General features: G+C 56.5%; 23 protein-coding genes. 18 read left to right on the top strand and 5 right to left on the bottom strand.

Translation table 11 applies throughout. The features are described 5' to 3' along the window. Positions 1–61: 61 nt before the first annotated feature. Entirely contained in the window at positions 62–1108 is a 1047-nt protein-coding gene (locus tag ACESUZ_RS06155) for a hypothetical protein (RefSeq protein ID WP_373199065.1), read from the bottom strand. Between the two features lie 333 nt (positions 1109–1441). On the opposite strand from ACESUZ_RS06155, the gene ACESUZ_RS06160 reads away from it, so the two are divergent. From ACESUZ_RS06160 to ACESUZ_RS06220, 13 genes are all read left to right on the top strand, one after another. Further along, positions 1442–2284, top strand: coding sequence for a Cof-type HAD-IIB family hydrolase (locus ACESUZ_RS06160; RefSeq protein WP_373199067.1), 843 nt, complete (start codon positions 1442–1444; stop codon positions 2282–2284). A 64-nt stretch (positions 2285–2348) separates the two neighbouring features. Beyond that, positions 2349–3008: an HAD family hydrolase gene (locus ACESUZ_RS06165; protein WP_308196326.1), complete on the top strand. Its 660-nt coding sequence runs from the start codon at positions 2349–2351 to the stop codon at positions 3006–3008. Positions 3009–3158: 150 nt separating this feature from the next. Further along, positions 3159–3902 carry a GntR family transcriptional regulator gene (locus tag ACESUZ_RS06170; RefSeq protein WP_217749971.1) on the top strand — a complete coding sequence of 248 codons (744 nt, stop codon included), beginning with the start codon at positions 3159–3161 and terminating at the stop codon, positions 3900–3902. 217 nt (positions 3903–4119) lie between these two features. Then, positions 4120–5583, top strand: a complete 1464-nt coding sequence (locus ACESUZ_RS06175) for a YfcC family protein (RefSeq protein ID WP_373199070.1) — start codon at positions 4120–4122, stop codon at positions 5581–5583. Between the two features lie 9 nt (positions 5584–5592). Beyond that, positions 5593–7176: an amidohydrolase gene (locus tag ACESUZ_RS06180; RefSeq protein ID WP_373199072.1), complete on the top strand. Its 1584-nt coding sequence runs from the start codon at positions 5593–5595 to the stop codon at positions 7174–7176. Position 7177: 1 nt separating this feature from the next. Next, positions 7178–8029 carry a sugar phosphate isomerase/epimerase family protein gene (locus ACESUZ_RS06185; RefSeq protein WP_195503316.1) on the top strand — a complete coding sequence of 284 codons (852 nt, stop codon included), beginning with the start codon at positions 7178–7180 and terminating at the stop codon, positions 8027–8029. Between the two features lie 62 nt (positions 8030–8091). Next, entirely contained in the window at positions 8092–9060 is a 969-nt protein-coding gene (locus ACESUZ_RS06190) for an SIS domain-containing protein (protein ID WP_373199074.1), read from the top strand. A gap of 14 nt (positions 9061–9074) precedes the next feature. Next, on the top strand, positions 9075–9938 hold the full coding sequence (locus tag ACESUZ_RS06195) for a PfkB family carbohydrate kinase (protein WP_035138847.1): 864 nt from the start codon (positions 9075–9077) through the stop codon (positions 9936–9938). 109 nt (positions 9939–10047) lie between these two features. Next, complete coding sequence (frlD, locus tag ACESUZ_RS06200; RefSeq protein WP_373199076.1) at positions 10048–10860, top strand: fructoselysine 6-kinase; 813 nt, start codon at positions 10048–10050, stop codon at positions 10858–10860. 27 nt (positions 10861–10887) lie between these two features. After that, on the top strand, positions 10888–11748 hold the full coding sequence (locus tag ACESUZ_RS06205) for an amidohydrolase family protein (RefSeq protein ID WP_040358369.1): 861 nt from the start codon (positions 10888–10890) through the stop codon (positions 11746–11748). A 2-nt stretch (positions 11749–11750) separates the two neighbouring features. Next, positions 11751–12179: a secondary thiamine-phosphate synthase enzyme YjbQ gene (locus tag ACESUZ_RS06210; protein ID WP_006234356.1), complete on the top strand. Its 429-nt coding sequence runs from the start codon at positions 11751–11753 to the stop codon at positions 12177–12179. A gap of 33 nt (positions 12180–12212) precedes the next feature. Next, complete coding sequence (locus ACESUZ_RS06215; RefSeq protein ID WP_373199078.1) at positions 12213–13019, top strand: BtpA/SgcQ family protein; 807 nt, start codon at positions 12213–12215, stop codon at positions 13017–13019. A gap of 6 nt (positions 13020–13025) precedes the next feature. Further along, on the top strand, positions 13026–14543 hold the full coding sequence (locus ACESUZ_RS06220; RefSeq protein WP_373199080.1) for an FGGY-family carbohydrate kinase: 1518 nt from the start codon (positions 13026–13028) through the stop codon (positions 14541–14543). A gap of 79 nt (positions 14544–14622) precedes the next feature. Here ACESUZ_RS06220 and ACESUZ_RS06225 read toward each other — a convergent pair whose 3' ends face one another. Together ACESUZ_RS06225 and ACESUZ_RS06230 are read right to left on the bottom strand one after the other, a co-directional pair. Further along, entirely contained in the window at positions 14623–15405 is a 783-nt protein-coding gene (locus ACESUZ_RS06225; RefSeq protein WP_373199081.1) for a TatD family hydrolase, read from the bottom strand. 14 nt (positions 15406–15419) lie between these two features. After that, positions 15420–16217: a tRNA threonylcarbamoyladenosine dehydratase gene (locus tag ACESUZ_RS06230; protein WP_368134842.1), complete on the bottom strand. Its 798-nt coding sequence runs from the start codon at positions 16215–16217 to the stop codon at positions 15420–15422. Positions 16218–16396: 179 nt separating this feature from the next. On the opposite strand from ACESUZ_RS06230, the gene ACESUZ_RS06235 reads away from it, so the two are divergent. The 3 genes from ACESUZ_RS06235 (at position 16397) to ettA (ending at position 19229) form a co-directional block, all read left to right on the top strand. Then, entirely contained in the window at positions 16397–16675 is a 279-nt protein-coding gene (locus tag ACESUZ_RS06235; protein WP_373199083.1) for an autorepressor SdpR family transcription factor, read from the top strand. Beyond that, positions 16668–17372 carry an SdpI family protein gene (locus ACESUZ_RS06240; protein ID WP_373199084.1) on the top strand — a complete coding sequence of 235 codons (705 nt, stop codon included), beginning with the start codon at positions 16668–16670 and terminating at the stop codon, positions 17370–17372. Before ACESUZ_RS06235 ends, ACESUZ_RS06240 begins: the two co-directional genes overlap by 8 nt. A gap of 177 nt (positions 17373–17549) precedes the next feature. Then, on the top strand, positions 17550–19229 hold the full coding sequence (ettA, locus tag ACESUZ_RS06245) for an energy-dependent translational throttle protein EttA (protein ID WP_117763769.1): 1680 nt from the start codon (positions 17550–17552) through the stop codon (positions 19227–19229). 214 nt (positions 19230–19443) lie between these two features. On the opposite strand, the gene ACESUZ_RS06250 is transcribed toward ettA, so the two are convergent. Beyond that, positions 19444–20745: a hypothetical protein gene (locus ACESUZ_RS06250; RefSeq protein ID WP_373199086.1), complete on the bottom strand. Its 1302-nt coding sequence runs from the start codon at positions 20743–20745 to the stop codon at positions 19444–19446. A 138-nt stretch (positions 20746–20883) separates the two neighbouring features. After that, a complete protein-coding gene (locus ACESUZ_RS06255) occupies positions 20884–21837 on the bottom strand; it encodes a hypothetical protein (protein WP_373199087.1) in 954 nt (317 codons plus the stop codon). A gap of 493 nt (positions 21838–22330) precedes the next feature. On the opposite strand from ACESUZ_RS06255, the gene ACESUZ_RS06260 reads away from it, so the two are divergent. Beyond that, on the top strand, positions 22331–22612 hold the full coding sequence (locus ACESUZ_RS06260) for a DUF2087 domain-containing protein (protein WP_196022588.1): 282 nt from the start codon (positions 22331–22333) through the stop codon (positions 22610–22612). Further along, a complete protein-coding gene (locus ACESUZ_RS06265; RefSeq protein ID WP_373199089.1) occupies positions 22590–23774 on the top strand; it encodes an MFS transporter in 1185 nt (394 codons plus the stop codon). The genes ACESUZ_RS06260 and ACESUZ_RS06265 overlap by 23 nt, the downstream gene beginning before the upstream one ends. Positions 23775–24207 lie beyond the last annotated feature (433 nt).

Raw genomic sequence — 24207 nt, forward strand, 5'->3', positions numbered from 1 at the left:
GGACTCCTTTCTGTTGGTTGTGTTGTGGAATAGAATTGTTGCCCGCGGAGGGGCTGGCGGGCTACAGGGTTCGTCCGAGCCTGAGATCGAGCTCGGTTGTGGGGCAGGCTGCCTGTCCGTGCGGCTCGCAAGCGCCAAGGGCTCCAAAGCGATGGAGCGTTGCGACGGGCGTGGTGTAGGCGAGCCGCAGCTGATGCTCGATAGGGGCACATCCGTCATTTTTGTAATGAGCCGCGTAGTACTGCGCGATGCTGGCGTTCATCTCGCTGCCATTGCGATGGCGCTCAAACTGGCGTCTGCAGGTCTCGATGATCTTTGCTACCGACTTGGGTGCCGTCGCAGGAACAAGGGCGAGATAGCCCTCAAATAGCTCGTTGATGCTCAGGAGGCACAGCAGGTCGATCAGCGTCCTTATGGCTGCTCCCTCGGCGGAAAAGTGCGCGGTCATGCGGTTATATCGGTTGCGGTCGACGATGGCCACATGGGGTCTTGGAGTTTTCTGCCCCGTGGTCCCGGGCTTTTGCCGCGCCTGTGTATTGAGCTCGACGTTGCAGCGCTTGAGGCCGTCCAACGGAAGGAACAGTGCGGTGCGCAGGGTGTTCCGCTTGCTTTCGAGTTCATGACGCTCGTCGGGTTCCCATTCGAGCTTGAGTTTCGTGTCGAGCGCCGTAAGCATATGGGCTAGGCAGCCTACGGTAAGAACGTACGAATCGTTGTCGCGTTTTGGGGCATAGGGGTCTGTCAGCTTGCGAATGTCGGGGTCGCCCATGATCTTTGTGCAGCGCTTCAGCAGTTGAGGGTGGTCGGCCAAGATCGTCGCGAGCGGTAGCGACGCGTAGTTCTTGATGGTCGCGGCGGCAAAGGCGGCGTCATATTCGTTTGCATATGCTCGCTCAATGCGGGCATCCAGAATGCTTTTCTTATCGCCGTCTTCAGCGTGGTGGTTTGTCATAGCTTCTCCAATCGGTTGATGTTCGTGCTGTTTGTTGATGTGCTGGTTGTCGTGAGTGATGCGCTTGCCGTGGGTGATGTGCTGACGTTGGGGTGCTATGCGGTTTTCAATGAGCCCGTGAGGCAGTTGCTGCAGGGGCGGGATGGAACGGCCCATGCAAGGCGGAAGGCATCGTGCTCAAAATCGAGACAGCAATGCCCTGGGTGCCTCACATGTGGCAGTTACCTCATTAAGTTGTCATTGCGTTTGGGGTTGTACTTTGCCGATCTTCCTTCTCTTACACGCTAAAACTCAAACTTCATATGCTCGATCTACTTAAAACCGCAACGGCGGTCTTTTATCAACTTATATGTCAGAACGCGTCTTTGCAAGTACTTTTTTGCGTTTGTTTCAAATGGGGTGGTTTTGCAACCGTCATGCGCGCGCTGTGCGAACGTGCCCCGGCTCGGATAAGATAGTGCGCGATAAAAACGATGCAAGGAGGCACATATGGCAATCAAAGCCATCGCGATGGACATCGACGGTACGCTCACCAACGACCAGAAAGTGATTAGCCCGCGTACGCGCGAGAAGCTGCTTGCGGCGCAGGAGTCGGGCATTAAGCTCATTTTGGCTTCGGGCCGTCCCGCATGGGGGCTGCACGCCTTGGCGCAGGAGCTCGACCTCCAAAACCATGACGGTCTGCTAGTTGCCTTTAATGGCGCGCATGTGGTCGACGCTCAGACCGATGAGGTCCTTTTTGACCAGGCCATGCCGGCTGACGAACTGCACCGTCTGATTGATCATCTGCAAAACTATGGTGTGATCCCCATGATCTCGCTCGGTCGCGACTTGCATGTCGAGGATTCGTACCGCTGCATGATTACGCTGCCGGATGGCTCGCAGAAAAACATCGTCAAATACGAGCGCGATGCGTGCGACCTTAAGATCCGCGAGGTGGAGAGCCTGCATGAGGTCGCTGATGCTTATCCCGTGGACAAGCTGCTCACTGCGGGCGACCCGGCCTATCTGCAAGCGCATCACGAGGAGATGTACGCGCCCTTTACCCAGACGCTTTCGGGCATGTTTACGGCCGACTGGTACTTTGAGTACACGGCGCCCGGTATCGACAAGGCCCGTGCGCTCGAGGGTGCCCTGCCCAAACTCGGCATCGATGCCAGTGAGGTCGTATCGTTTGGCGACGGCCAGAACGACAAGTCCATGATTGAGTGGGCCGGCACCGGCGTTGCCATGGGCAACGCCGTCGATGAGGTTAAGGCTGTGGCCCAGATGGTGACCGCCAATAACAACGAAGATGGTATTGCGGTGGCGCTGGATAAGCTGCTGGGTTAGAATCGCCGATTAATGCATGGTTCGGGCGCCTGCTCGCGGGCGTCCTTTTGTTAGGGAGGGTGCCGTGTCCGCATTTCCGTTCGATGCCGTTATCTTTGACATGGACGGCGTGATTGTCGATACCGAGTATTACTACCTGGGCGAGACTGCCGCGTTTGCCAAGGAGCTTGGGCTTAATCTGACTCAAGAGGAGTTGAATGGGCAGGTCGGTACCTCGCATCAGTTCTTCCTGCATATGCTGGTCGATTGGTTTGAGCGTGCCGGTAAGGGGCATTTCACTGGCGAGGAAGCGTTGGCCCGTTGGGACGAATGGGCTCATAAGCGTCCGCGCGACTATCAGGCTTTGATTAACCCAGGCGCCGTGGATACGATTCGAGAGCTGCCGCGCCGCGGCGTTCGCGTGGCACTTGCCAGCTCGTCTCCCATGGTTAGTATCGAGGAAGTGCTCAATGCGTGCGGGCTGTCGGATGCCTTTGAGTATGTGGTGAGCGGCGAGCAGTTTAAGGAGAGCAAGCCCGAGCCCGACATCTACCTGCATGCGCTGGACCTGCTGGGGCTGCCCGCGAATCGCTGCTGCTGCGTCGAGGATTCGGTGCCTGGCATCACCGCTGGCAAGCGAGCCGGCCTGACAGTCATTGCCAAGCGCGAGGAACGCTTTGGCTTTAGCCAGGATGCCGCGGACAAGATTATCGACCAGCTGCCGGAGCTGCTCACGCTTTCTTAGGAGCGCGGTAGTTGCGCGTTTTTCGGGTCTGATGAGTAAATAGCCAACATTTTGGTGCGACACCTAGCATACTTTAAGCTAATGCGGGCTTAAGGGCTTGTTGAATGCCCTTAAGCCCGTTTTAGAATTAATTGTGCTGGGAGAGGGTATATGCCACCGACTGAAGGGCCAACTGACGGTAAAGCAGCGATACCGCTGTACCAACAGGTCATTGATATCATTAAAAACGAAATCAACTCCGGCGCCTACAAGGCAGGCGCGCGGATACCCAACGAATTCGAATTGGCTGAGAGCTATAAAGTTGGCCGCGTTACCGTGCGACGCGCTATTGAGGAGCTCGTCCAGCAGGGCTATCTAACGAAGCGACAGGGGAAAGGCACGTTTGTCAATGCCCCCAAGCTCAAGCGCAAGATTCGCCAGAAGGATGACGTCCAGAGTTTTTCGGACGCATGCCGCGTTAACGGAATGGAACCGGGGGCGTGTGTCATTTCGAGAAAGATACTGCCGGCGGATTCCACCGAAGCGCAGTTCTTTGGTGTTCCCGTTGGAACTGACTTGATTTGCGTTGAGCGCGTGCGCACTGCCGATGGCGTCCCTGTCATGCTCGAGAACAACATATATGTTTACGAGGACAACGCCTATCTATCAACGGCACTTCTATCTAACCAATCCATTTTTGAGTTCGTGCGCAACCGGACGGGCCGCACGCCCGCGTTTACCGACCCGTGCACGCTCGAGATCGCGTGCGCGTCGCCCGAGGTCGCTCGACTGTTGGCAGTTCCCGTTGGCGAACCCTTGTTTTATATGGAAGCCTTCTTTTTCGATGAGCAGCGGCGGCCGTTTATCATCGGTCGTCAGCGGATCGTTGGGTCTCGCTACGTTTTTGACATCTAGGACATTGCGAATGGAAACGCCCGGTGGATCATCTCACCGGGCGTTTCCATACCGTTCATGGCGCAAACGCGACCGTTCAACCGCGTTGCGGCAATCAGTTTGAAATTATCTTGATGACTGGAAAATCTGCTGGTAATCTATGGAACGTCATAGAACGTTTGCTTGTGCAAGCGTTGAAGCGAGATGCGATGCAGTCTTGAGTTCTTTGGAGGTATCTATGTCAGATACGAAGGCGAAGAAGACAAACAGACGTTTTAAGTTCAAATTACCGCATGTCTATACGATCATGTTCTTGCTGATCGTTGTCTTTGCGGTCCTGACTTGGATCGTTCCTTCTGGTCAGTATCAGCGCAAGACGATTTCGACAGCGGCGGGTGAGCGTGAAGTCGCCGTTGCTGGAACCTATGAACAGGTCGATAAGAACTACACCGATTCCGAGACCGGTGAGACCATCAATCTGGGCCAGGATATCTTTGCGGTCCTGCAAGCGCCTACTAAGGGCATCCAGGAGGCTGCCGACGTCGTTGCGTTCGTCTTATTGATTGGCGGATCGTTCGCGATCATCACCAAGACCAACGCTTTGAATGCCGGCATGAGCCGTGTGATTAAAAAGCTCAAGAACAAGGACATCCTCATCATTCCCATCACGATGACGTTGCTGTCCATTTGTGGCACTACGTTTGGTATGTCTGAGGAAGCCCTGCCGTTCTATGCCATCTTCATTCCCATCATGATGGGTATCGGTTATGACTCGATGACGGCATTCATCATCTGCTTCCTTGGTCCTAACCTGGGATATTGTGCTTCGACCATCGACCCGTTTAATGTTTTGATCGCCCAAGGCATCATTGGCATCGAGGGTAATCCGCAACTGTGGCTGCGTGCCGTTTCTTGGGTCATCTTCACTGCCGTCGGTATCGCATGGGCCATGCGCTACGCCATGCGCGTCAAGAAAAACCCCGAGTCGTCCATTGTGTACGAGGACGATAAGCTCAAGCGTATTGAATTTTCCGTGACCGATGCCTCCATCGAGGAAGAGTTCACTATCCGTCAGAAGCTCGTGCTTATCGATTTTGCTTGCGGTATGGGCATTATCGTCTGGGGTCTTGTTACCCAGGGCTGGTACATGAATCAGATTTCCGCCGTGTTCCTTGGCATGGGCTTGCTTGCCGGTATCCTGGGCGGCCTTGACCAGCAGACGATCGCAGAGGAGTTCGTTAAGGGCCTCGCCGACTTTGCGTACGCTGCCGTCGTTATCGGTATCGCTCGCGGTATTCTGGTCATCGCCGAGGGCGGCATGATCATCGACACCATCCTCCACGCGCTCGCTACCGCGCTCGCCGGTGCACCCGCCGCCGTCTACACCACGTTTATGTATGTCGTCCTTGGTCTGCTCTCTTTGCTGGTTCCCTCGAGTTCTGGCCTGGCGGCGCTCACCATGCCCGTTATGGGCCCCCTGACCGAGCTCATGGGCCTCAATCCCGAGGCGGCCGTCACCGCGCTCCAGTTTGCCAACCAGACCATCAACACCATCAGCCCCGTGGCGGGCATGACGGTCGCCGGCCTTGCCGTGGCTAAGATTTCGTTTGGCCAATGGTGGAAGACCATTTGGAAGTTCTTCATCTTCATGGTCGTGTTTGGCTTGGTCATTACTGCCATTTCCGGCATGCTTCCGGCGTAGGTGGTTGTGATGTCCGATCGTTTGACGGTCCTGACGTCTAAGAGCGTCTTTACCGGTACGGGGGACCTGCCGTTTGAAGGTTTCGTAGCGGTCCGTGGCAATCGAATTGAGGCTGTTGGCACCAAGTGTGAGCTAGCTTCGTATTTGACCCAGGCGGACGAGGTAGTTGACCTGGGCGACCGCACTGTCATGCCTGGCCTGATCGATGTGCATACCTTCTATACAGGTTGGGCGCTGCGGACGTTGGGGTCTGATCTGTCCGGCATCGCTGATGCCAAAGAGGCCGTGTCGCTCTTGCGTGCATGGAAAGAAGGTCATCCGGATTGCGCGGCGGCTTTTGGCCACAACCTACCCGAAACGTTGGCATCGGATGCCGAGAACGCAAATACAGCAGCTGTGTTTGACGAGTGTTTTGGCGATATCCCTGTCGTCTGCTTTACGCCGGGCGCGGAGACCTGCGTTCTCAATGCTGCCGCCAGTGCGCGATATGGCTTTACACCCCAAGCGTGCTATGCCGAGAAGATCTGGCGCATGATGAGCGATTTCCTTGCGCTGCCCGAGGTGCGTGCCGGGTATTCGGACTACATGAGCATGCTTAACGAGCGCGGCGTTACCGCCATCAAGGAAATGGCGTTTGATGACTACTACGGCTTTGCCGACGAAATGGCTCGCCGTGAGGAATCTGGTGAGCTGACGGTTCGCGTCTCTATGATGTCGCAGCCGGTGGGCGCCGGTGCAAATCTGGCATATGCCCGCGAGGCGCGAGAGCGCTTCCGGGGACCGTTCGTTCGTTTTTCTGGCTTCAACCGTATGACCGATCGCGGCGTATGGGCGGGGCTTGCCGAGATGATTGACCCCTATGAGGACACGGCCGATGCGGGCGCTGCCGGCAAGACGGTCGTCGAGGAGCCAGAGTGGGATCTGATTGAGAACGAGCTGCGTGCAATTGATGCTGACGGATTCCGATATTCCTTGCATTGCCAGGGCGATGGGGCCGTTCGTCGCACCGTGGCGCTCTATGCCTCGCTGCCTCGAGACGAACATGGACGGATGCTTCGCCGCCATGCGATTACCGATCTCGAGAACTCTGACCCGACCGATCTTGTCGAGTTTGGCAAGTTAGGTGGAATTTGCGAGGTCTATCCGCAGATTCTGACGCTGGACCGGCGCGAGGATTGCCTGTCGATGATGCGTCGACAAATTGGCGAGACGCGACTTTTGCACAGCTGGAATCGCCGCGGCATGGAAGATTCCGGATGCACAGTGTGCTGCGGCACGGATCTGCCGCTGCTGATTCCGAGCCTGGGCGAGTCAATCTACAGCGCGTGCGGCGGATTCTTCGCCGACGGACTGCCCGTGAATGAGGTCAACACGCTGACGCTTGTCGAGCTCTTGCACGCTTGGACTGCCGGGGGCGCGTACGACCTGATGCGCGAAGACGAGCTGGGTACGCTCGAGGTTGGCAAGCTTGCCGATATCTGCGTGCTCGATCGGGATGTGTTCGACCTCGATTATCGCGACGCACGCGATCTTGCGGTTGACATGACGATGTCGGACGGACAAATCGTGTTCGATCGAAATAAGGAGGCATAAGATGTCTGAATCCAAACCGACGCTGCACCGCGAACAGATTGCGGGCATGAATATCCACTACATCATGTGGTCGCTCGATTACTTCCTTGATGTGCAGCAGCGTTTGGGCTTTGAGTCCATTGAGCTGTGGTGTGCGGAGCCGCATGTGACGCTCGACCACACGGGCTACTTTGAAGCTGAGGTCCTGGCGAAAAAGGCTGCAGACCGTGGGCTTAGGTATCGTACTCTGTGTCCCGAGAATGTTGTCTATCCTTGGCAGTACTGCGCACGCAAACCGCTGCATGAACAGCGCAGCTTGGCGTACTTTAAGCACGGCATTGAGCTTGCCGAGGTACTTGGGTGCGACCGCATGTCCATCAACTCGGGCTGGGGCGACTGGGACGAGGACCGCGAGGAAGCCTGGAAGCGCAGCCGCGAGCACTTGTCCATTCTGGCGGAGTATGCCGGTGAGCACGGTCTGGTGCTTACGATGGAAAGCCTGCGTCCCGAGGAGAGCAACCTTGTGACGACGGTTTCCGATGCGAAGCGCATGATTGACGAGGTCGCGAGCCCGTACTTACAGCCCATGGTTGATACAACCGCGATGGGCGTTGCAGGCGAGACGCTCGAGGACTGGTTTGCCGCCTTTGGTGATGGGGCAATTCACGAGATGCACTTTATCGACGGTGACCCGTATGGCCATCTGGTGTGGGGCGATGGCAAGCACGATATGGACGCCTTCGTCGCCACGCTCAACGCCCATGGTTTCGACGGCATGCTGGGCCAGGAAATCACGGACGGTCGTTACTACGATGATCCGGCGGCGGCAGATGCCAAGAACATGGCCGCATTCGAGAAATATCTGATTGACTAAAACAACCATCGGCCACGCAACCAACGTCATTGATTGCGGGCCAAATAAGAAAGGAACTGGATATGAACGCACACGATCTGATCAAAGAGGCAATTGCCGAGAAGGGCAAGTTCGACAGCGTCTACTGGATTGCTTGCGGTGGCTCCATGATCGATTTGATCCCGGCTCATGAGCTTCTGCAGCGCGAGGCAACCACCTTCACTTCGTATATCTATACGGCTCGCGAGTTCGATATCATGCGTCCGCGTCGTCTGGGCGAGAAGTCCCTGGTCATCGCTTGTAGCCACAGTGGCAACACCCCTGAGGTCGTCGAGGGCTGCGAGATTGCCCTTGCTGCCGACGCTACGGTGATCGCCCAGACCGACAACGCTGGATCTAAGATCGACACCGGTAAATGGACCACGTGGGTCTACCCGTGGGGCGAGGGCGTGCCGCAGGCCGAGGTCCCCGCTGGCATTTCGCTGTCGCTTGCGGCAGAGCTGCTCGATCAGCAGGAGGGTTACGCCGATCTTGCCGATATGTATGCCGGTATCGCCGAGATGGATAAGATTCTTCCCCCGGCACGCGAGAAGGTAAATGCCGAGCTGGGCGATCGCTTTGCCAAGCTTTGCCAGGAGCACGAGTTCTTCTACATTCTGGGCAGCGGTCCCAACTTTAGCCAGACCTACGGTTTCGCTATCTGCTCTCTTATGGAGATGCAGTGGCAGCACTGTAGCTACATCCACTCTGCCGAGTACTTCCACGGCCCCTTCGAGGCTACTCAGGATGGCGTTTTTTACTTCCTGCAGATGGGCTCCAGCGAGTGCCGTGCTATGGACGAGCGCGCCCTGGCGTTCCTTAAGACGCATACCGATACGCTGATGGTGCTCGATGCCAAGGAGTACGGTATGGAAGCCGTGCCGGCGAGCGTCCGTGCCTATCTGGACCCGGTGCTGTTCTACGCCATGAACTGCGAGCTGCGTGCTGCACGCGGCAAGGTGTTTGATCACGATCCCGATTTCCGTCGCTATATGGGTGTTGTCGAGTACTAGAAGGGGCAAAGGCCATGGCATTTAACGTTAACGCGCTCGGATTTGGCGACAACGTCGTCGATCGCTACGAGCATATCCACACCATGTATCCCGGCGGCAATGCGGTGAACTTCGCCGTTTATGCCAAGAAATGCGGTGCCGCACGCTCCGCATACATGGGCATTTTTGGCAATGACGCCGCTGCCGAGCATGTCATTGCAAGCCTCGAGGATGAAGGTATCGAGCTTGACAAGTGCGAGCAGATGATTGGCGAGAACGGAGCGGCTCGCGTGACCGTCGTTGACGGTGACCGTGTCTTCCTTGGCTCCAACGAGGGCGGTATCCGTGGCGATGCGCGCTATGTCCTCGATCGCTTTGACCTTTCGTACATGAAGCAGTTCGATGTGGTTCATTCGGGCAACTATTGCTTTACCGAGCGCGAGCTGCCCAAGCTGAAGGCTGCGGGCGTCACGGTCTCTTTTGACTTTTCGGATGACTCCACCGACGAGTATTACGAGCAGATTGCGCCCTACGTCGATTTCGCTTTCTTTAGTGCGGCGGATGCCGCGAGTGAGGACGAGATTCGCGAGCGTCTGGCATGGGTGAAGGGCCTGGGTCCGCGTTTTGTGTCGGCTACGGCGGGCGCCGAGGGCTGCATTGCTTACGACGGCGAGCGTTATTACCGCCAGCTGGCTAAACCGGTAACGGACATGAAGGACACCATGGGGGCGGGCGACTCGTTCCTCACCTCGTTTTTGATGTGCTATCTCGATTCCGCCAAGCGTGGTGAGGATGGCGCCGAGGCCATCGAGCGCGCGCTCGACTTTGCTGCCGGGTTTGCCTCGACCGTGTGCGGCATGGAAGGTTCTTGGGGCCACGGAGCGCCAATCGTCGAATAGCTTAAGAAAGCGTACGGCGGTCTGGCTATGAGGCCTTGGACAGCCGATGCAAAACAATAAGCGAAACGCGAAAAGGGGGCTCGCCATGTGGTGGGTCCCCTTTTGAACATTGGAGAAGACCATGGGTATTAAAGCGTGCGCGGCTGGTTTTTGCTGTGCGGACGTCTATCAAAACATCGGCGTGTTCTATCCGACTGGTAATGGCATTGACTGGGGTATCCATCTTGCACGAATGGGCGTTTCGGTATCCGCCGTGTCGGTTGTCGGCAAGGACGAGTACGGAGACAAGATGAGAGAGGCGCTGGCCGCTGAGGGGCTCGATATCTCACATCTGCGGGTGGAGGATGGCGACACCTCGGTGATGCTCATGGCATTGAAAGACGGCGTCGATCGCGTGCATCTCGAGGCAATCGATGGCGTAATGGAGACATATCGACCGAATGAAGATGACCGGGCGTTTATCCTAGAGCATGACATCATTCATACCGACCTGTTTGGCAATTGTTTGGACCTCCTGCCCGAATGGCACGATGCGGGCAAGACGGTGGTTATGGACTTCTCGGTGTTCAGCCAGGATCCCGAATATGCATGTGAGAATCATTTTCCCTACGTTGACTACGCATTTATGTCGTTTGAAGAGGACACTCCGGAGCTACGAGACTGGGTACGCCACGTGCAGGAATTGGGACCGCGCGTTGCGGTTGCCACGCTTGGCGAGAAGGGAAGCATTGCCTATGACGGTGAGCGCTTCTATGAGTGCGGGATTGTACCGGCGGAGAAGGTCGTTAATACCGTGGGTGCCGGCGACTCGTATATTGCCGGGTTTACCAAGGGCGTGATCGATGGCCTTGATATTCCGGCGTGTATGAAGGCGGGCGCTGAGCTGTCGTCCCGAGTGATTGGTTCGTTTGAGCCGTACTAGGGTCAAATGCCTGGAAAGGAGTACGAAATGGTTATCGACATGTTGGTTCAGCCCATGCTCTACGGCGAGATCTGTACGCCGGGTGATGAGCCTGATGGATTCGGTTTTTGGTCACGAGAATTTGGTATGGGGCATATGGGTCCCATGGATTGGGACGAGCTTCAAGTTGAGATGGACGTCTGCGATGTGCAGAAGAGCTTGCTCATGCCGCTCGATGTAACCACGGCATGCGGAGGGCATTTTGGCACCAATGACCAGATTGCCATGCTGGTTGCCGCGCATCCCGATCGTCTGTGGGGATTTGCGAGCGTAGATCCGCGCGTGAGCAGTGCCGCAGGCGAATTGGAGCGCGCCTTTACCGAGCTGGGGGCAAAGGGGCTTTGTCTGCATCCGGCAAAGCAGGGTTTTGACCCCGATGATGCTGTGGCTGAGCCGCTTTACGAGCTGTGCGAGCGCTATAACAAGCCGGTGGTTTTCCATGCCGGTATGTCTTGGGAGCCGGGCGCAGAGCTCTCGCGCAGTAACCCGCTTGCATTTGAGCACACAATCGCAACGCATCCAAATGTGCGTTTTAGTTTGACCCACTTTGGCTGGCCCTGGGTGCGCGAGACCGTGGCGATGCTGCTCAAGTATCCCAACTGCTACACGGACACCTCTATCACTTACATCGATTCGCCCGAGGAGATGATGCAGCGTCTTTTCACGGTCGATATGGGGCCGCTGTGGTATGAGCGCGCGCTATCGCATCAAGTGATGTTCGCCAGCAATACGCCGCGTTTCCGTGCGTTCAAACTCAAGCGGGCGCTCGATACCGTGTCCATGCGCGATGATGCGCGAGAAAGGCTCTACTGGGGTAATGCCCTGCGTTTTCTTGAAGGGGATGAGTAAACATGGTGACGCTCGAAACATTGAGCTATCTATCGACTGCTCCGGACCAGTTCATCGATATTACCGAAGACGTGCACGCTGCCATCGAACGCAGCTCGGTGACCAATGGCTTGGCAGCGATTATTTTGTCGCATACGACCTGTGGAATCGTGGTAAACGAGGGGCTGCCCTGCGTGGAGACGGATCTTATGGAAACGCTTGATCGCATCGCCCCACTCGATGCCCCCTATGCACATGCACACTTCCTGCCGAGCTATGGAGCCACCGGCAACAACTCCTGTGGGCATATCAAGAGCATGATTTGTGGGAACAGTTGCTTCTTTCCCGTCCAAGATGGCCACATCGTGTGCGGAAGTGCCCAGAACATCTATCTTGCGGAGTTTGACGGTCCGCAGAAGCGAAAAGTGTACGTCGAGGTGCTGGGGGAGTAACGTCCCTGCAATAACCCTATGAAGGAGCACGCTATGTCGTTTCTAACTTCGATGTTCAAGACCGAAAAGCCGGTTATCGGAATGCTGCTGCGTCCTCTGCCGGGCGACCCACTGTATTACCCGGGTGGAAGCGTGTCGCAGGTCGTGGAAGCCGCCAAGCGCGATCTCGAGGCGTTGCAACAGGGCGGTGTCGATGGCATTTTGATTAGCAATGAGCTCTCGATGCCCTATGAGCAGCACGTTTCTCCCTCAACCCTTGCATCGATGGGCTATGTAATCGGAGCTCTGTCCCATGATCTGTCGACCCCTTGGGGAGCCGAGGCTATTTACGACGGTGATGCCACAATCGAGCTGTGCGCTGCTGTCGATGCGCAGTTCACGCGCTGCAATTTTTGCGGTGCCTGGGCCGGTGATCTCGGGCTGATTAATCGAGATTTCGCGCACACCATGCGTCGCAAGGCGGCGCTGCGCCTGGATGACCTCAAGCTTTTTCACTTCATCACGAGCGAGGGGGAGGTTTATCTCAACGACCGCACGACTGCGGACATTGCCGATTCACTTCTCTTTAATTGCCTTCCGGATGCAATGGTCATCGGCGGTTCGGCTGCCGGTCGTGGCGCTTCGGGCGAGCTTGCCGATGAAGTCCGCGAGCGTGTTGGCGAAGTACCTGTGGTATGTGGCACCGGTTGTCGCGAAAATACCGTGGCTGACGTATTCGCTCACTACGATGGTGCGTTTGTCGGCACGTGCTTAAAGTGCGACGGAAAGCTGGATGCCCCGGTCGATGTTGAGCGGGTAGCTCGTTTTATGGCTGCCGCTCGTGCGGCGCGAGGGGAGTAAGCACCTATGGCGTTCTATCTGGGTATTGATATCGGGACAAGCGCCTCTAAAGGTGTTTTAATCGATGATCGATGCGATATCGTTTGCCAAGCCTCTTGTGGACACGAGACGGACAACCCGTGTGATGGATGGTACCAGCATGATGCGGAGGCAGTTTGGTGGGGCGATTTTTGCCGCTTGTCGCGCGAGCTGGTGGCGCAATCGGGGGTTAACGCGGCGCAGATCGGATGCGTGGGGCTTTCCGCATTGGGTTGCGACTGCGTGCCGGTCGATACCGAGTGCAACGCGCTGGCGCCCGCGATTTTGTATGGAGTCGATGCGCGGTCGAAGCCGCAGATTGACGAGCTTCTTTTCGAATATGGGTCAGATCGCGCACGCGAGCTTTTCGGGCACGATCCCTGTTCGTCAGATATTGCTCCCAAGATCTTGTGGTTTAAGGAGAATATGCCCGAGGTGCACGAACGTGCCGCGAAGTTCCTGACGGCGTCATCGTTTCTGTGCGCAAAGTTGACGGGGCGTTTTACGGTGGACCGTTATTTGGCGGAGGATTTTCTTCCCCTATATGACCGCTACACTTGGAAGGTTGATGCTCGGGAATGTGCTCGTTTCTGCCGGCCTGACCAGATGGCGGAGGTAATGTCGGCTACCGATATTGTCGGGGTGATTACGCAGCGTGCGGCTGAGGCGACGGGGCTCGCGGCGGGGACACCTGTCTTAGTGGGAACGGGTGACTCTGGTGCCGAGGCCATTTCGACGGGTGTATTCCGTCCCGGCGATATGATGGTTCAGTTGGGGAGCACGGCGTATTTCATCTACCTAGCTGATCATATGGTCGATGATGCCCGCCTGTGGCCGGGGACGTTTATCATTCCCGGAACTTACGGAATCTGCGCGGGGACCAATACGGCGGGTGCACTCACATCGTGGCTGCGCCAAGAGCTGTATCGCGACGCCGTAGAGGCCGAGGGCCACGGTGGCCCCGATGCATATTCGGTTATGGCGCATGATGCCGCCGATGTGGCGTCGGGTGCCGATGGGCTCCTGTGCCTGCCGTACTTTGCGGGGGAGCGTACTCCGCTCAACGATCCCGAGGCGCGTGGCGTCTTCTTTGGCCTGACCGGAAGGCATACGCGAGCCCATATGGTTCGCGCCGCCTTGGAAGGCGTCGCGTATACCGTTGCATCCCATGTCGACATTATCGAGCGAGAGCATGGACTGCCAATTGGGCGCATTATGCTTGTCGGAGGCGGAACCAAGAATCCAGTTTGGATGCAGACTATCGCCGACGTATGCGGGCGCGAGGTCTCGGTTGCCAAGGTTACGGTGGGTGCATGCTTCGGTGATGCCATCATGGCAGCTCTCGCAGGTGGCGCCTACGCATCATGGGATGAACTCGCCCAAGTCCTTGGCGTTGCGCAAACAATCGAGCCCGATATGGCTGCCCACGAGTTATATGCGTCGCGCCGTCATATCTTTGACGAATTGTATGCACGCAACCGTGATCTCATGCACGAATTGGTGTAATGCTGCCGAATTGTACTGTCTACCAATAGGGGCTGCGTTGTGCGATTCGCATGTCCCTTGGCATTTTTGCCCACAGGGGTTAGCGAAGGTCAAAAACAGAGCGCGCATTTGCTAAAACTGCCGACTCAATGTGCTGTACATTGCAGTTTTTGAGTGAGGCAATGCGCATCGAGGTCCTTGTGAGCGATCTGATGAGCGACTGTGCGCTTGTTTCTGTGTTTGGTTCGGCTGGTGCATCGGTCTCGAGCAGTAAACGATCGAGTGGAATCTGTCGTGCGTATTCGCGACCGCGCTTGGTCGCGAGCATGCGTTCGTTGACGGAAAAATAACAGCCCGCATTACGCGCGCGGGCGAGTTCGTCCGAAGTGCCGCTAAACCAGTGGAAAATGATAGCGGGGGAATCGGGGTTTGGGATGAGTAGTCCATGCGATTCGAGGACGTCCAGTACGGCTCCTGCCGAACGAACGGCGTGAATTGATATCACGCGCTCGGCAAGAGGACGCTGCACGAGCGCATCACAGAGCCGGTCAAGTGCCTGTATTTGAAGCGGTTCGCTTCCGGCAAAGCGCGCGGAAAAGTCGAGTCCCACCTCGCCGATGTAGCACTCTTGGGCAGCAATTTCGCAAAGCAGATTGACTTCGGCAGGACCGCAGCGGCCGTCGGCGAGCCACCAGGGGTGGAGGCCGACGCCGGCGATAATGTTTGGGTAGCGGCTGGCCTGCTTTTTTGCTGTCGTGAAGTCGCGTGGGTCGACCCCGCAATCAAAGACCCCCAGCCCTTTAGCCGCAGTTTCGTCGGCAACAGCATTCGGGTAAGTCATCAAATCAAGATGGCAGTGTGCATCAAATAACCGGGGCTCCATCTCGGCGCACTCCGCTAGTCCAGGCGCTGGCCATCAGCGCGCACGCGCTCGGTGCCGCGCCCGCTGATCTGGCGAATGACCTCGCCGGCAATCATTTGGCCCATGATAGGGGGCATAAAGCTGGCTGTTCCGAGCTCGGTGCGCTCGTGGATGTTGGAAGGGTCGCGGGGCTGGGTCTTAACCGACTCCTCGCAGCTAAACAGCACGTGCAGGCTCTTGATGCCGCGCTTCTTACACTCTTTGCGCATGATGCGGCTCATGGGGTCGCGTACCGTATCGAAAATGTCGGCAAAGCGGAGGCACTCGGGATGGAGCTTGTTGGCCCCGCCCATGGAGCTAACCAAACGAATGTCGTGGTCCTGAGCATATTTGGCAATGGTGAGCTTGGCCGAGATGGTGTCGATGGCGTCGACGACGTAGTCGATCTTGCCTTCCGTCTGCTCCAAAACGCTCGCGAAGAAATCATCGATGTTGTCGCTCAGCAGGTATTCGGTGCGCTTGATGACGGTAGCGGTAGGGTTGATGTCGTGAATCATAGCCTCCATGACGTCGACTTTGCGCTTGCCGACGGTGCTGTGAAAGGCGATGGCCTGGCGATTGATATTGCTGGGCGCGATGATGTCCTTATCCAGAATGACGAAATGACCGATGCCGCCGCGGGCGAGTGCCTCGCAGCAGTTGGAGCCCACGCCTCCGCAGCCGAGCACTAGCACCGTAGCATCGGCGAGCTTATCGAGTGCCTCGCGACCCATGATAATCTCGAGCTTGGTGTCGCGTGTCTCGATGGGAGTTGCAGCTGTGGTTTCGGTCATAAATATCCTCCGATGGGGAAGCAGGTCGTGTTTTAGCTATCGCCATTATAGGTAATCGCCCATAGGTTGCGATGGTGTTTGCTTTGATGTGGTTTGAAGCATTGCGATTAGATAGTTAGACAAACATCTAAATATTGAGTATAGTGTGCACGTCATGAGAGATGATGAGAGGAGGTCTTATGCCGGGAGAGGGTTTTAAGGCGCTGGCCGATCCTACACGGCGTCACATTTTGGAACTGCTGCGCGAGGGCAATTGCACGGCCGGGGAGCTTGCCGAGCATTTCGATATCAGTAAGCCGTCGTTGAGCCATCACTTGGCGACGCTCAAAAACGCCGGGTTGGTGACCGACGAACGTCATGGCCAAAACATCGTTTACAGCTTAAACACCACCGTCATGCAGGACTTGATCGGTTGGTTTATGGGCTTTACAAACACGGAAGGTAATAAGGATGAATAACGAAAACAAGGGCATTCACGCCACGGGGGTATCGTCGCGCGTGTGGGCCATGCTTGTTGTGGTCTGCGCTATTAATGTTGTAGCGCACCTCATGGTGATGCCGAGCCTGCCTGCACAGATTCCCACGCACTGGGGCGCGAACGGCGCCGTCGACGGTTGGGGTCCTAGTTGGATGGCCTCCGCGCTCGGCGTGCTGCCTCTGGCGCTTCTCGCAATGTTCTGCATGGTGCCGCGCATCGACCCCAAAGGTGAGGCATATCGAACCTCGGGCAAGTTCTACCAGGGCTTCGTAATCGCCTTCACCTTGTTCATGTGCGCCATAAGCTGGCTGGGAGAGCTTACGGTCTGGGGCGTAGTGCCGGCGGTCGGTTCGGTTAACGTGCTGATTTCCGGTGTTGTCGGTTTGCTGTTCATCGGCGTAGGCAACTACTTGCCGCGTGTGAAGCAGAACTATACGCTCGGTATCAAGACGCCTTGGGCGCTTGCCGATCCCGAGAACTGGCGCCGTACGCAGCGCTTTGGCGGTGCCTGCTTTATGGTGCTGGGTGTTGGCCTGATTGCGATGGGCGTGGCAGGTGCGGTGCTTTCGAATGAAGTCGTCGCCGCGGTGATTGCGGTTCTGGCGTTTGGTTCGGTCGGAGCCGTCTACGTCTACTCGTATCTGCTGTGGCGCAAATCGCAGCGAGCCGCTCGTTAAGGTTGCGGAAAACTAGCGTACGCAGTTCATAGTATGTTCCGGGGGACTTTTCCCAGGTAGTATTAGGGGGTGTGGGCAACCATGCCCCTTTTTATTAGAACGCGCGAACTGCCTCTCCGCTTTTTCCAAAACGGAGAGGGGGAGAAGATTTCCGCAGCTAGATAAGGAGAAATGACTGTGGCGGAGTTCATTTATCAGATGTATCAGGCTCGCAAGGCCCATGGCGACAAGGTGATCCTTGACGACGTGACCCTGAGCTTCTACCCCGGTGCCAAGATCGGCGTCGTGGGCCCCAACGGTATGGGCAAGTCGACCCTGCTCAAGATCATGGCCGGCATCGAGGAAGTCTCCAACGGCGATGCCAAGCTCACCCCCGGCTACACCGTGGGTATCCTGCAGCAGGAGCCGCCGCTCGACGACGACAAGACCGTCATCGAGAACGTGCGCATGGCATTTGGCGACATGATCGCCAAGGTCGATCGCTTCAACAAGATCGGCGAGGAGATGTGCGACCCGGATTGCGACATGGACGCCCTCATGGCCGAGATGGGAAAGCTCCAGGACGAGATTGACGCCGCCGACGGCTGGGATATCGATTCCAAGCTCGGCCAGGCCATGGACGCCCTGCAGCTGCCCGATTCCGACATGCCGGTCAACGTGCTCTCTGGCGGCGAGCGCCGTCGCGTGGCCCTGTGCAAGCTGCTGCTCGAAGCTCCCGACCTGCTGCTGCTCGACGAGCCCACGAACCACCTGGACGCCGAGTCGATCCTGTGGCTCGAGCACTTCCTGCACAACTACCAGGGCGCGGTGCTTGCCGTCACGCACGATCGCTACTTCCTGGATAACGTTGCCGAGTGGATCTGCGAGGTCGACCGCGGTCACCTTTATCCCTACAAGGGCAACTACTCCACGTATCTGGAGACCAAGGCCGCCCGTATCGAGGCGCAGGGCAACCGCGACGCCAAGCTCGCCAAGCGCATGGAGGCCGAGCTCGAGTGGGTACGCAGCTCGCCCAAGGCTCGCCAGGCAAAGAACAAGGCCCGTCTGGCTCGCTACGAGGAGATGGAGGCCGAGGCCCGCGCAAGCCAGAAGCTCGACTGGACCGACATCCGCATCCCTGTGGGCCCGCGTTTGGGCAACAAGGTGCTCGAGGCCCATCATCTGCACAAGGAGTTCGATGGCCGTGTGCTCATCGACGACCTTTCGTTCACCCTGCCGCGTAACGGCATCGTGGGCGTCATCGGCCCCAACGGTGTGGGCAAGACTACGCTCTTCAAGACCATCGTGGGCCTGGAGCCGCTGACTTCGGGCGAGCTCGAGGTGGGCGAGACCGTCAAGATCTCCTATGTCGACCAGAACCGTTCTGGCATCGATCCCGATAAGAACCTGTGGGAGGTCGTCTCGGACGGCCTGGACCACATGATGGTCGGCGAGACCGAGGTTCCGAGCCGCGCTTATGTGGCGAGCTTTGGCTTTAAGGGCCAGGACCAGCAGAAGCGCGCTGGCGTACTTTCCGGTGGCGAGCGCAACCGTCTGAACCTGGCGCTCACGCTCAAGCAGGGCGGCAACCTGCTGCTCCTCGACGAGCCCACGAACGACCTCGACGTCGAGACGCTGTCCTCGCTCGAAGCGGCGCTGCTCGAGTTCCCGGGCTGCTCGGTGGTCATTAGCCATGACCGTATGTTCCTGGACCGCGTCGCCACGCACATTCTGGCGTGGGAAGGCACCGACGAGAACCCGGGCAACTGGTATTGGTTCGAGGGCAACTTCGAGGCCTATCAGGCCAATCGCATCGAGCGCCTGGGCGAGGACGCGGCCCAGCCGCATCGTATCCACCGTAAGCTGACGCGCGACTAGATCGTTACGCGGTTTTCCAAACCGCGTAACTGCTCGACGCTGCGCGGGTCGCAAGCACCCCATCTTGCCGTTCAAGCCGTCGCTCGCGTACCGAAGTACGCGTCGCTCCTCTTTCACGGCAACCTGGGGCACTTGCGGCCCGCTCGCTGTTGGTTACGCAACATCAACAAATAAAAACGGCTCAAATCCTGATTTGGATTTGAGCCGTTTGTCGTTACTGCTCGGGTTCTTCGACTTTATCGATGGTCCAGGTGGCTCCGAGACCGCCGGTGGTGTTGCGGCGGATGCGCACGGCAACCTCGTGGCGCTCGCCGTCCTGCGTGTAGCGCAGGGGGAAGCTTGCGCGGTTTCGCGCGGCCTCGATGGTACCGCGCTCGCGGGCGATCCAGTAGTACTCGCCGACGATGCCGAGGGTATCGGCGCCGTAGGGGAGATAGGTCGACAGCTGGTGTAGCAACGGACCGGGGCAGAAGACCTCAGTTGCGAAATCGACGGGGAAGTCCTCGGGGATGGCGGGCGCTACGGGTGCGGGGGCCGGTACCATCGCCGGTGCGAAGGCCTGCTCATTGACGGGCGTCACCTCGACGACGGGCACGGGTTCGGTGCCGAGCACTGATTCGGTGCCCACTTTTGGCATCGCCGCGGAATCTGCAGACTCGACGATAGCGGGTGCGTCTACGGCCGCGGTGTCGAGCTCGACTTGCGGAGCGCTCTGATTCTCGACGCTCGACTTTGCCTCGATGGGCGTGGATGCCATGGTGGTGATGCCGGCGTTGGCGTTCTCGGGGTCATAGACGACCGTGAGCGAGATGGCAGGCTGCGGTGCCTCGGGCTCCGATGCCGCCTCGGTAGCGTCCTGCTCTGCGGGCTCTTCGGGCTGGTCGTCCTCAGCCTCGTCGCCAAAGACATCGCTGTTTTGGAACGCAGGCGTCTCGGGCTGGTCAGCGGCTTCTTCGGTTGTCGACTTGGGAGCTTCGTTGAGCTCCGCAGTGGCTTCCTGCTCGGATATGACTTCGGGATCGGTCGTGGCGGTGATTTCGGTGTCGGCTTCTGCCGTTACCTCAATAGCGACTTCGATCTCTGCCTCGGGCTCGGGCTCCGGAGCGACTTCGGCCACGGGCTCGGGCTCGGCGCGCTTAACGTGCTTGGGGCGCACGGCCTTGAGGTCCTTCTCGCCGCGCTTTTTCTTTTTGTAGGACTGCTTGGCACCCTTGGCAGCCTTGGGCTTGTCCTCGCCCTTGGCAAGGGCGGCATCCCAGGCCTCGTTGGCGATGAGCGTGGCATACAGGCGACCGCCCTTAAAGACGGTCAGCCTTATGCAGTCGTCGAGCTCCTCGAGCAGCTCGCGCGTGGACTCGAAGCCCAGGTCATAAGCGGCCATGTCACCAGCAGCGAGCGCCTCCTCGACCTGCGTCATAAACGTTTGCTTGCCGCACCCAATCGCATCACGCAGCAGACGATACAGATAGATGTGGTTGCCCAGCGATAGCGTGGGCTTAACTATTGTCTTGCTCATGGCAAATCTCCTCTTTACACACCAAAGCATCTTACCATCGCGCGGGGCTTGCTACCTCGGCGCCCAAGGCAAACGGGCGCGACCGTTGCCGGTTCGCGCCCGTTATACAGGTCGATTATCTATGAGGGGCAAACGTGCTTAGTTGCCCGATGCCGTGCCTTGGCTCGAGCTGTCAGATGCCGTGCCGGACGCGGTTCCACTCGAGCTGTTCGAGTTGCTGGTGTTGCTGCTGTCTGCTGAGCCCGTTCCCGACGTGGTGTCGCTCGTCTGGTCGCCCGTGCTCGGTTGAGAGCCGTCAGTCGTTTGGCTTGAGTCGGTTGTGCCGGATTGCGTACCGTTGTTGTTCACAGAAGAATCGGCGCCCTTCGACTGATCGGGGGTGTTCGAGGACGAGTCGGTGGATGCGGAGGTGCCCTGTGAGTCGTCCTGCTGGCTTTGCGATTGACCAGTGCTGTCCGCGTCGTGCTCGGTCGTGCGTGACGACAGAATCGGCTCGGGACGCTCGCCCAGACCCTCACCGGCGGTGGTGATAAGGATGGCAGCGGTGCAGGCGATAACCGCGACGATGGCGATGGCGATCGAGAAGATGATGACCTTCTTTTGCGTCTGGCTGCGCTCTGCCGCCGCCTTGGCGCGCAGGCTGTCGGGGGCGACGCGCGCCGTGGTCGCGCGCCCTGCAATCTGGCGCATCTCCTGGGTAGTCGCGGCGCCGCCTAAGTGCTCCTCGGCATTTAATTCAACGGGTTCATAGGCGCCGGCGGGGTAGTCGACGGTGGCGTGCGTACCTTTGAGGGCTTCGGCGCTGGCAGAGATAAAGTGGCGGTAGACCTGCGAGGACACAACGGTGATGACCGAGCTCACAGCGGCACCGATCACCGATCCGGCGATACCGATCTTGGAGGCAAGCGCGACGCTCGTAGCGGCAGCTGCGGCGCCGGCGATGATCTGGGGAATGGAAATGTCGTCAAACAGGCCCTTTTTGGGCGCGATGGCCATGGTCTGGCCGATGGAATGGTTTTCGTGAACGCCGTTGTTGAGCGATGCCGGCGTCATGACACGTGTGCGCGGCGCGTCGGTGTACTTGGTTGTCATACGGGGTCCTCCCGGTGTAAATCTGCTTCGTTTCGTGTAGCCATCAGGGTACCCACCAGATGTGAATCGTACGTGACATTTAACAGATACCATCAACTCATCAAGGGGGCTTGCTGTCTTTGGTGCAATAGCTTGATGCTAAACTGGATTAACGATTGCGAGGTGGTTTACGTGATGTACCCGTATATGACATTCGAAGACGGTACCGAGGTCGTTCATTCTGACCTGATAACAGATGGGGATATCGAAAAGGTTATCGCGCATTTTGAACGACCGACGGTAGAGGGCTTCGACTCCGCTCGCTGTGAGTTGCCTTCCTGTTCGTGGACTGACTGGGAAGGGCATTTTACTCAGAGTGAAAAACGAGCTTTCGAAGAGTGTTTGAGCAAATAATTTAGATTAGTTCGAGTTTAGTTCGAATAAAGAAGCCGAATACGATGACCTAAAGCGTATGCATTTTTAGTATTAGATGCGTATGAAATGGAGGATGTGAATGGATGAGCTAATAGACTTTAAAAAACGATTTCTCAAGAATGGCGAGCTGGTTTCAATTCCAAAAAAGGAAAGCTATAAAAGAATCATGCTGCTATGGGCCGTCTCTTTCTTTGAATTAAATACAAGTTATACGGAGCTTCAGGTTAATCGTGTGCTGTCACAGCTCTATCCTGATTATGCCGTGTTGAGGCGGTACTTGGTTGATTATGGATTCCTATTAAGGGATGAGCGAGGCCTGAAATACGAGGTTAATCCTGATGTTCACGGTATTGAGAGCTAGCCGTCCGGTTCGGGTCCTATATATTGCTAGAGGGATAAGCGAAATAGGCAATTGGTGTGCGAATATTGCTTTGCCAATGCTGATTTACGAGGTAACTCACGATGTTTCTGCAACTGCTTTGATGGTCTGCTGCAGATTTGCCCCCGCTCTGTTTTCAGTTGCGCTCGCGCAGCTGCCTCAGAAGATGGGTATCGGGACACTGCAGGCCATGAGATTGGCAGACTTAATTCGCGCGGGATTATTCGTTTGCTATATTTTTGTTGATAGTAAATGGAGTATGTTTGCTATTACGTGCGCGGTATCGCTTTGCCGAACGGTTGAAATGCCCTGCTTTTACTCGTTGTTAAGAGCCAATACGAATAGTATCAATCGCGACGTAATTAATAATTCGTTTGGGTTTCTGCAGAATTTGATGATGGTTCTGGGGCCAGTTGCCGGCGGTTTTGTTGTCGCTCAATTTGGGGCGGAGGCTGTTCTTGCATTAGACGCGCTTTCTTTTGCCGCGTCGTTCTGGTTGCTGCGAGATGTTCCGTCGGTTATCGAGGTTAATGATAAAGAGGGGATAAGCAAAAATGAAAAAAACTGGACTGCATTTAGTGATCTTAACGCGAAGCACTTGGCAATTGGTTTCCTATTAATCGATATTTCTAGTGGCGTGGCATTCGGCTCTCTGAATTCTCTTTTGCCAGCTATAGCGCAATTGCAATTTGACTCGTCATCGATACAATACGGATTCCTTCAGAGTAGTCTTACAATCGGACTGTTGTTCGGAAATACAATATACGGTCGTTTAATCAGTGGTTCCGATTGCGTTAAATCATATTGTTTTGTGACGTATCTTGCGCTCGGTGCGTATCTGGCGTTTGGCTATCGCTATGCGTCTGGGATATCGTTTATTTTCCTTTTTATCGTCGGTGCCGGAAACGCCATTCAAGATGTGCTTCTCATAACATCGCTGCAGGATTTGGCGAGAGACGGATCTGAATCGATGAGCCTGCTTTCAATTAGGGAGTCTTTGCAATCGGTTGCTGTTGTTATTTCAACACTCCTTGTTTCGCTGTTCACGAGCATCGCGATGTTCTCAATTCTCGTTACAGGACTTGGTGTATTTTCAATTATGATGGTAGTTGTGTTTCAATTGAATTATTTGCGAAAGATGTGACGTTGATATGCCTAAAACGCTTTTAGTATTTCCCCCAGGATGGAGTCCAGTGGGGCCGTATCTTGCCTTGCCTGTTTTGAAGTCATATCTTCAAGAGGTTGAACAATACAAAGTTGACATTGTTGACTTAAACGTGGAATTTTACGATGACCTCCTATCTTTTAGACATGTCGAAGAGTGCTGTAAAAGGTATCGGGAATCAAAGGATTCGTTTAGTTCGAATGTTCAATTAACAATCGAGTTGATACAAAAGTCAGCACTTAATGTTGACGAGGCAAAAGATATTTTCAGATCGAAGAGATACTTTAATCTAAAAGAAAGACAATATGCTGAAAACATTTTTAGAAATGCACTCTATAGATCGCGTCGAAAATGTTGGTGTAAGGGTGACGCCCTAGCGCCCGTTTAACGAAGAACGGCCTTCGTCCTAGAA

Source organism: Collinsella aerofaciens ATCC 25986, from assembly GCF_964239575.1.
GTDB classification, from domain to species: domain Bacteria; phylum Actinomycetota; class Coriobacteriia; order Coriobacteriales; family Coriobacteriaceae; genus Collinsella; species Collinsella aerofaciens_BQ.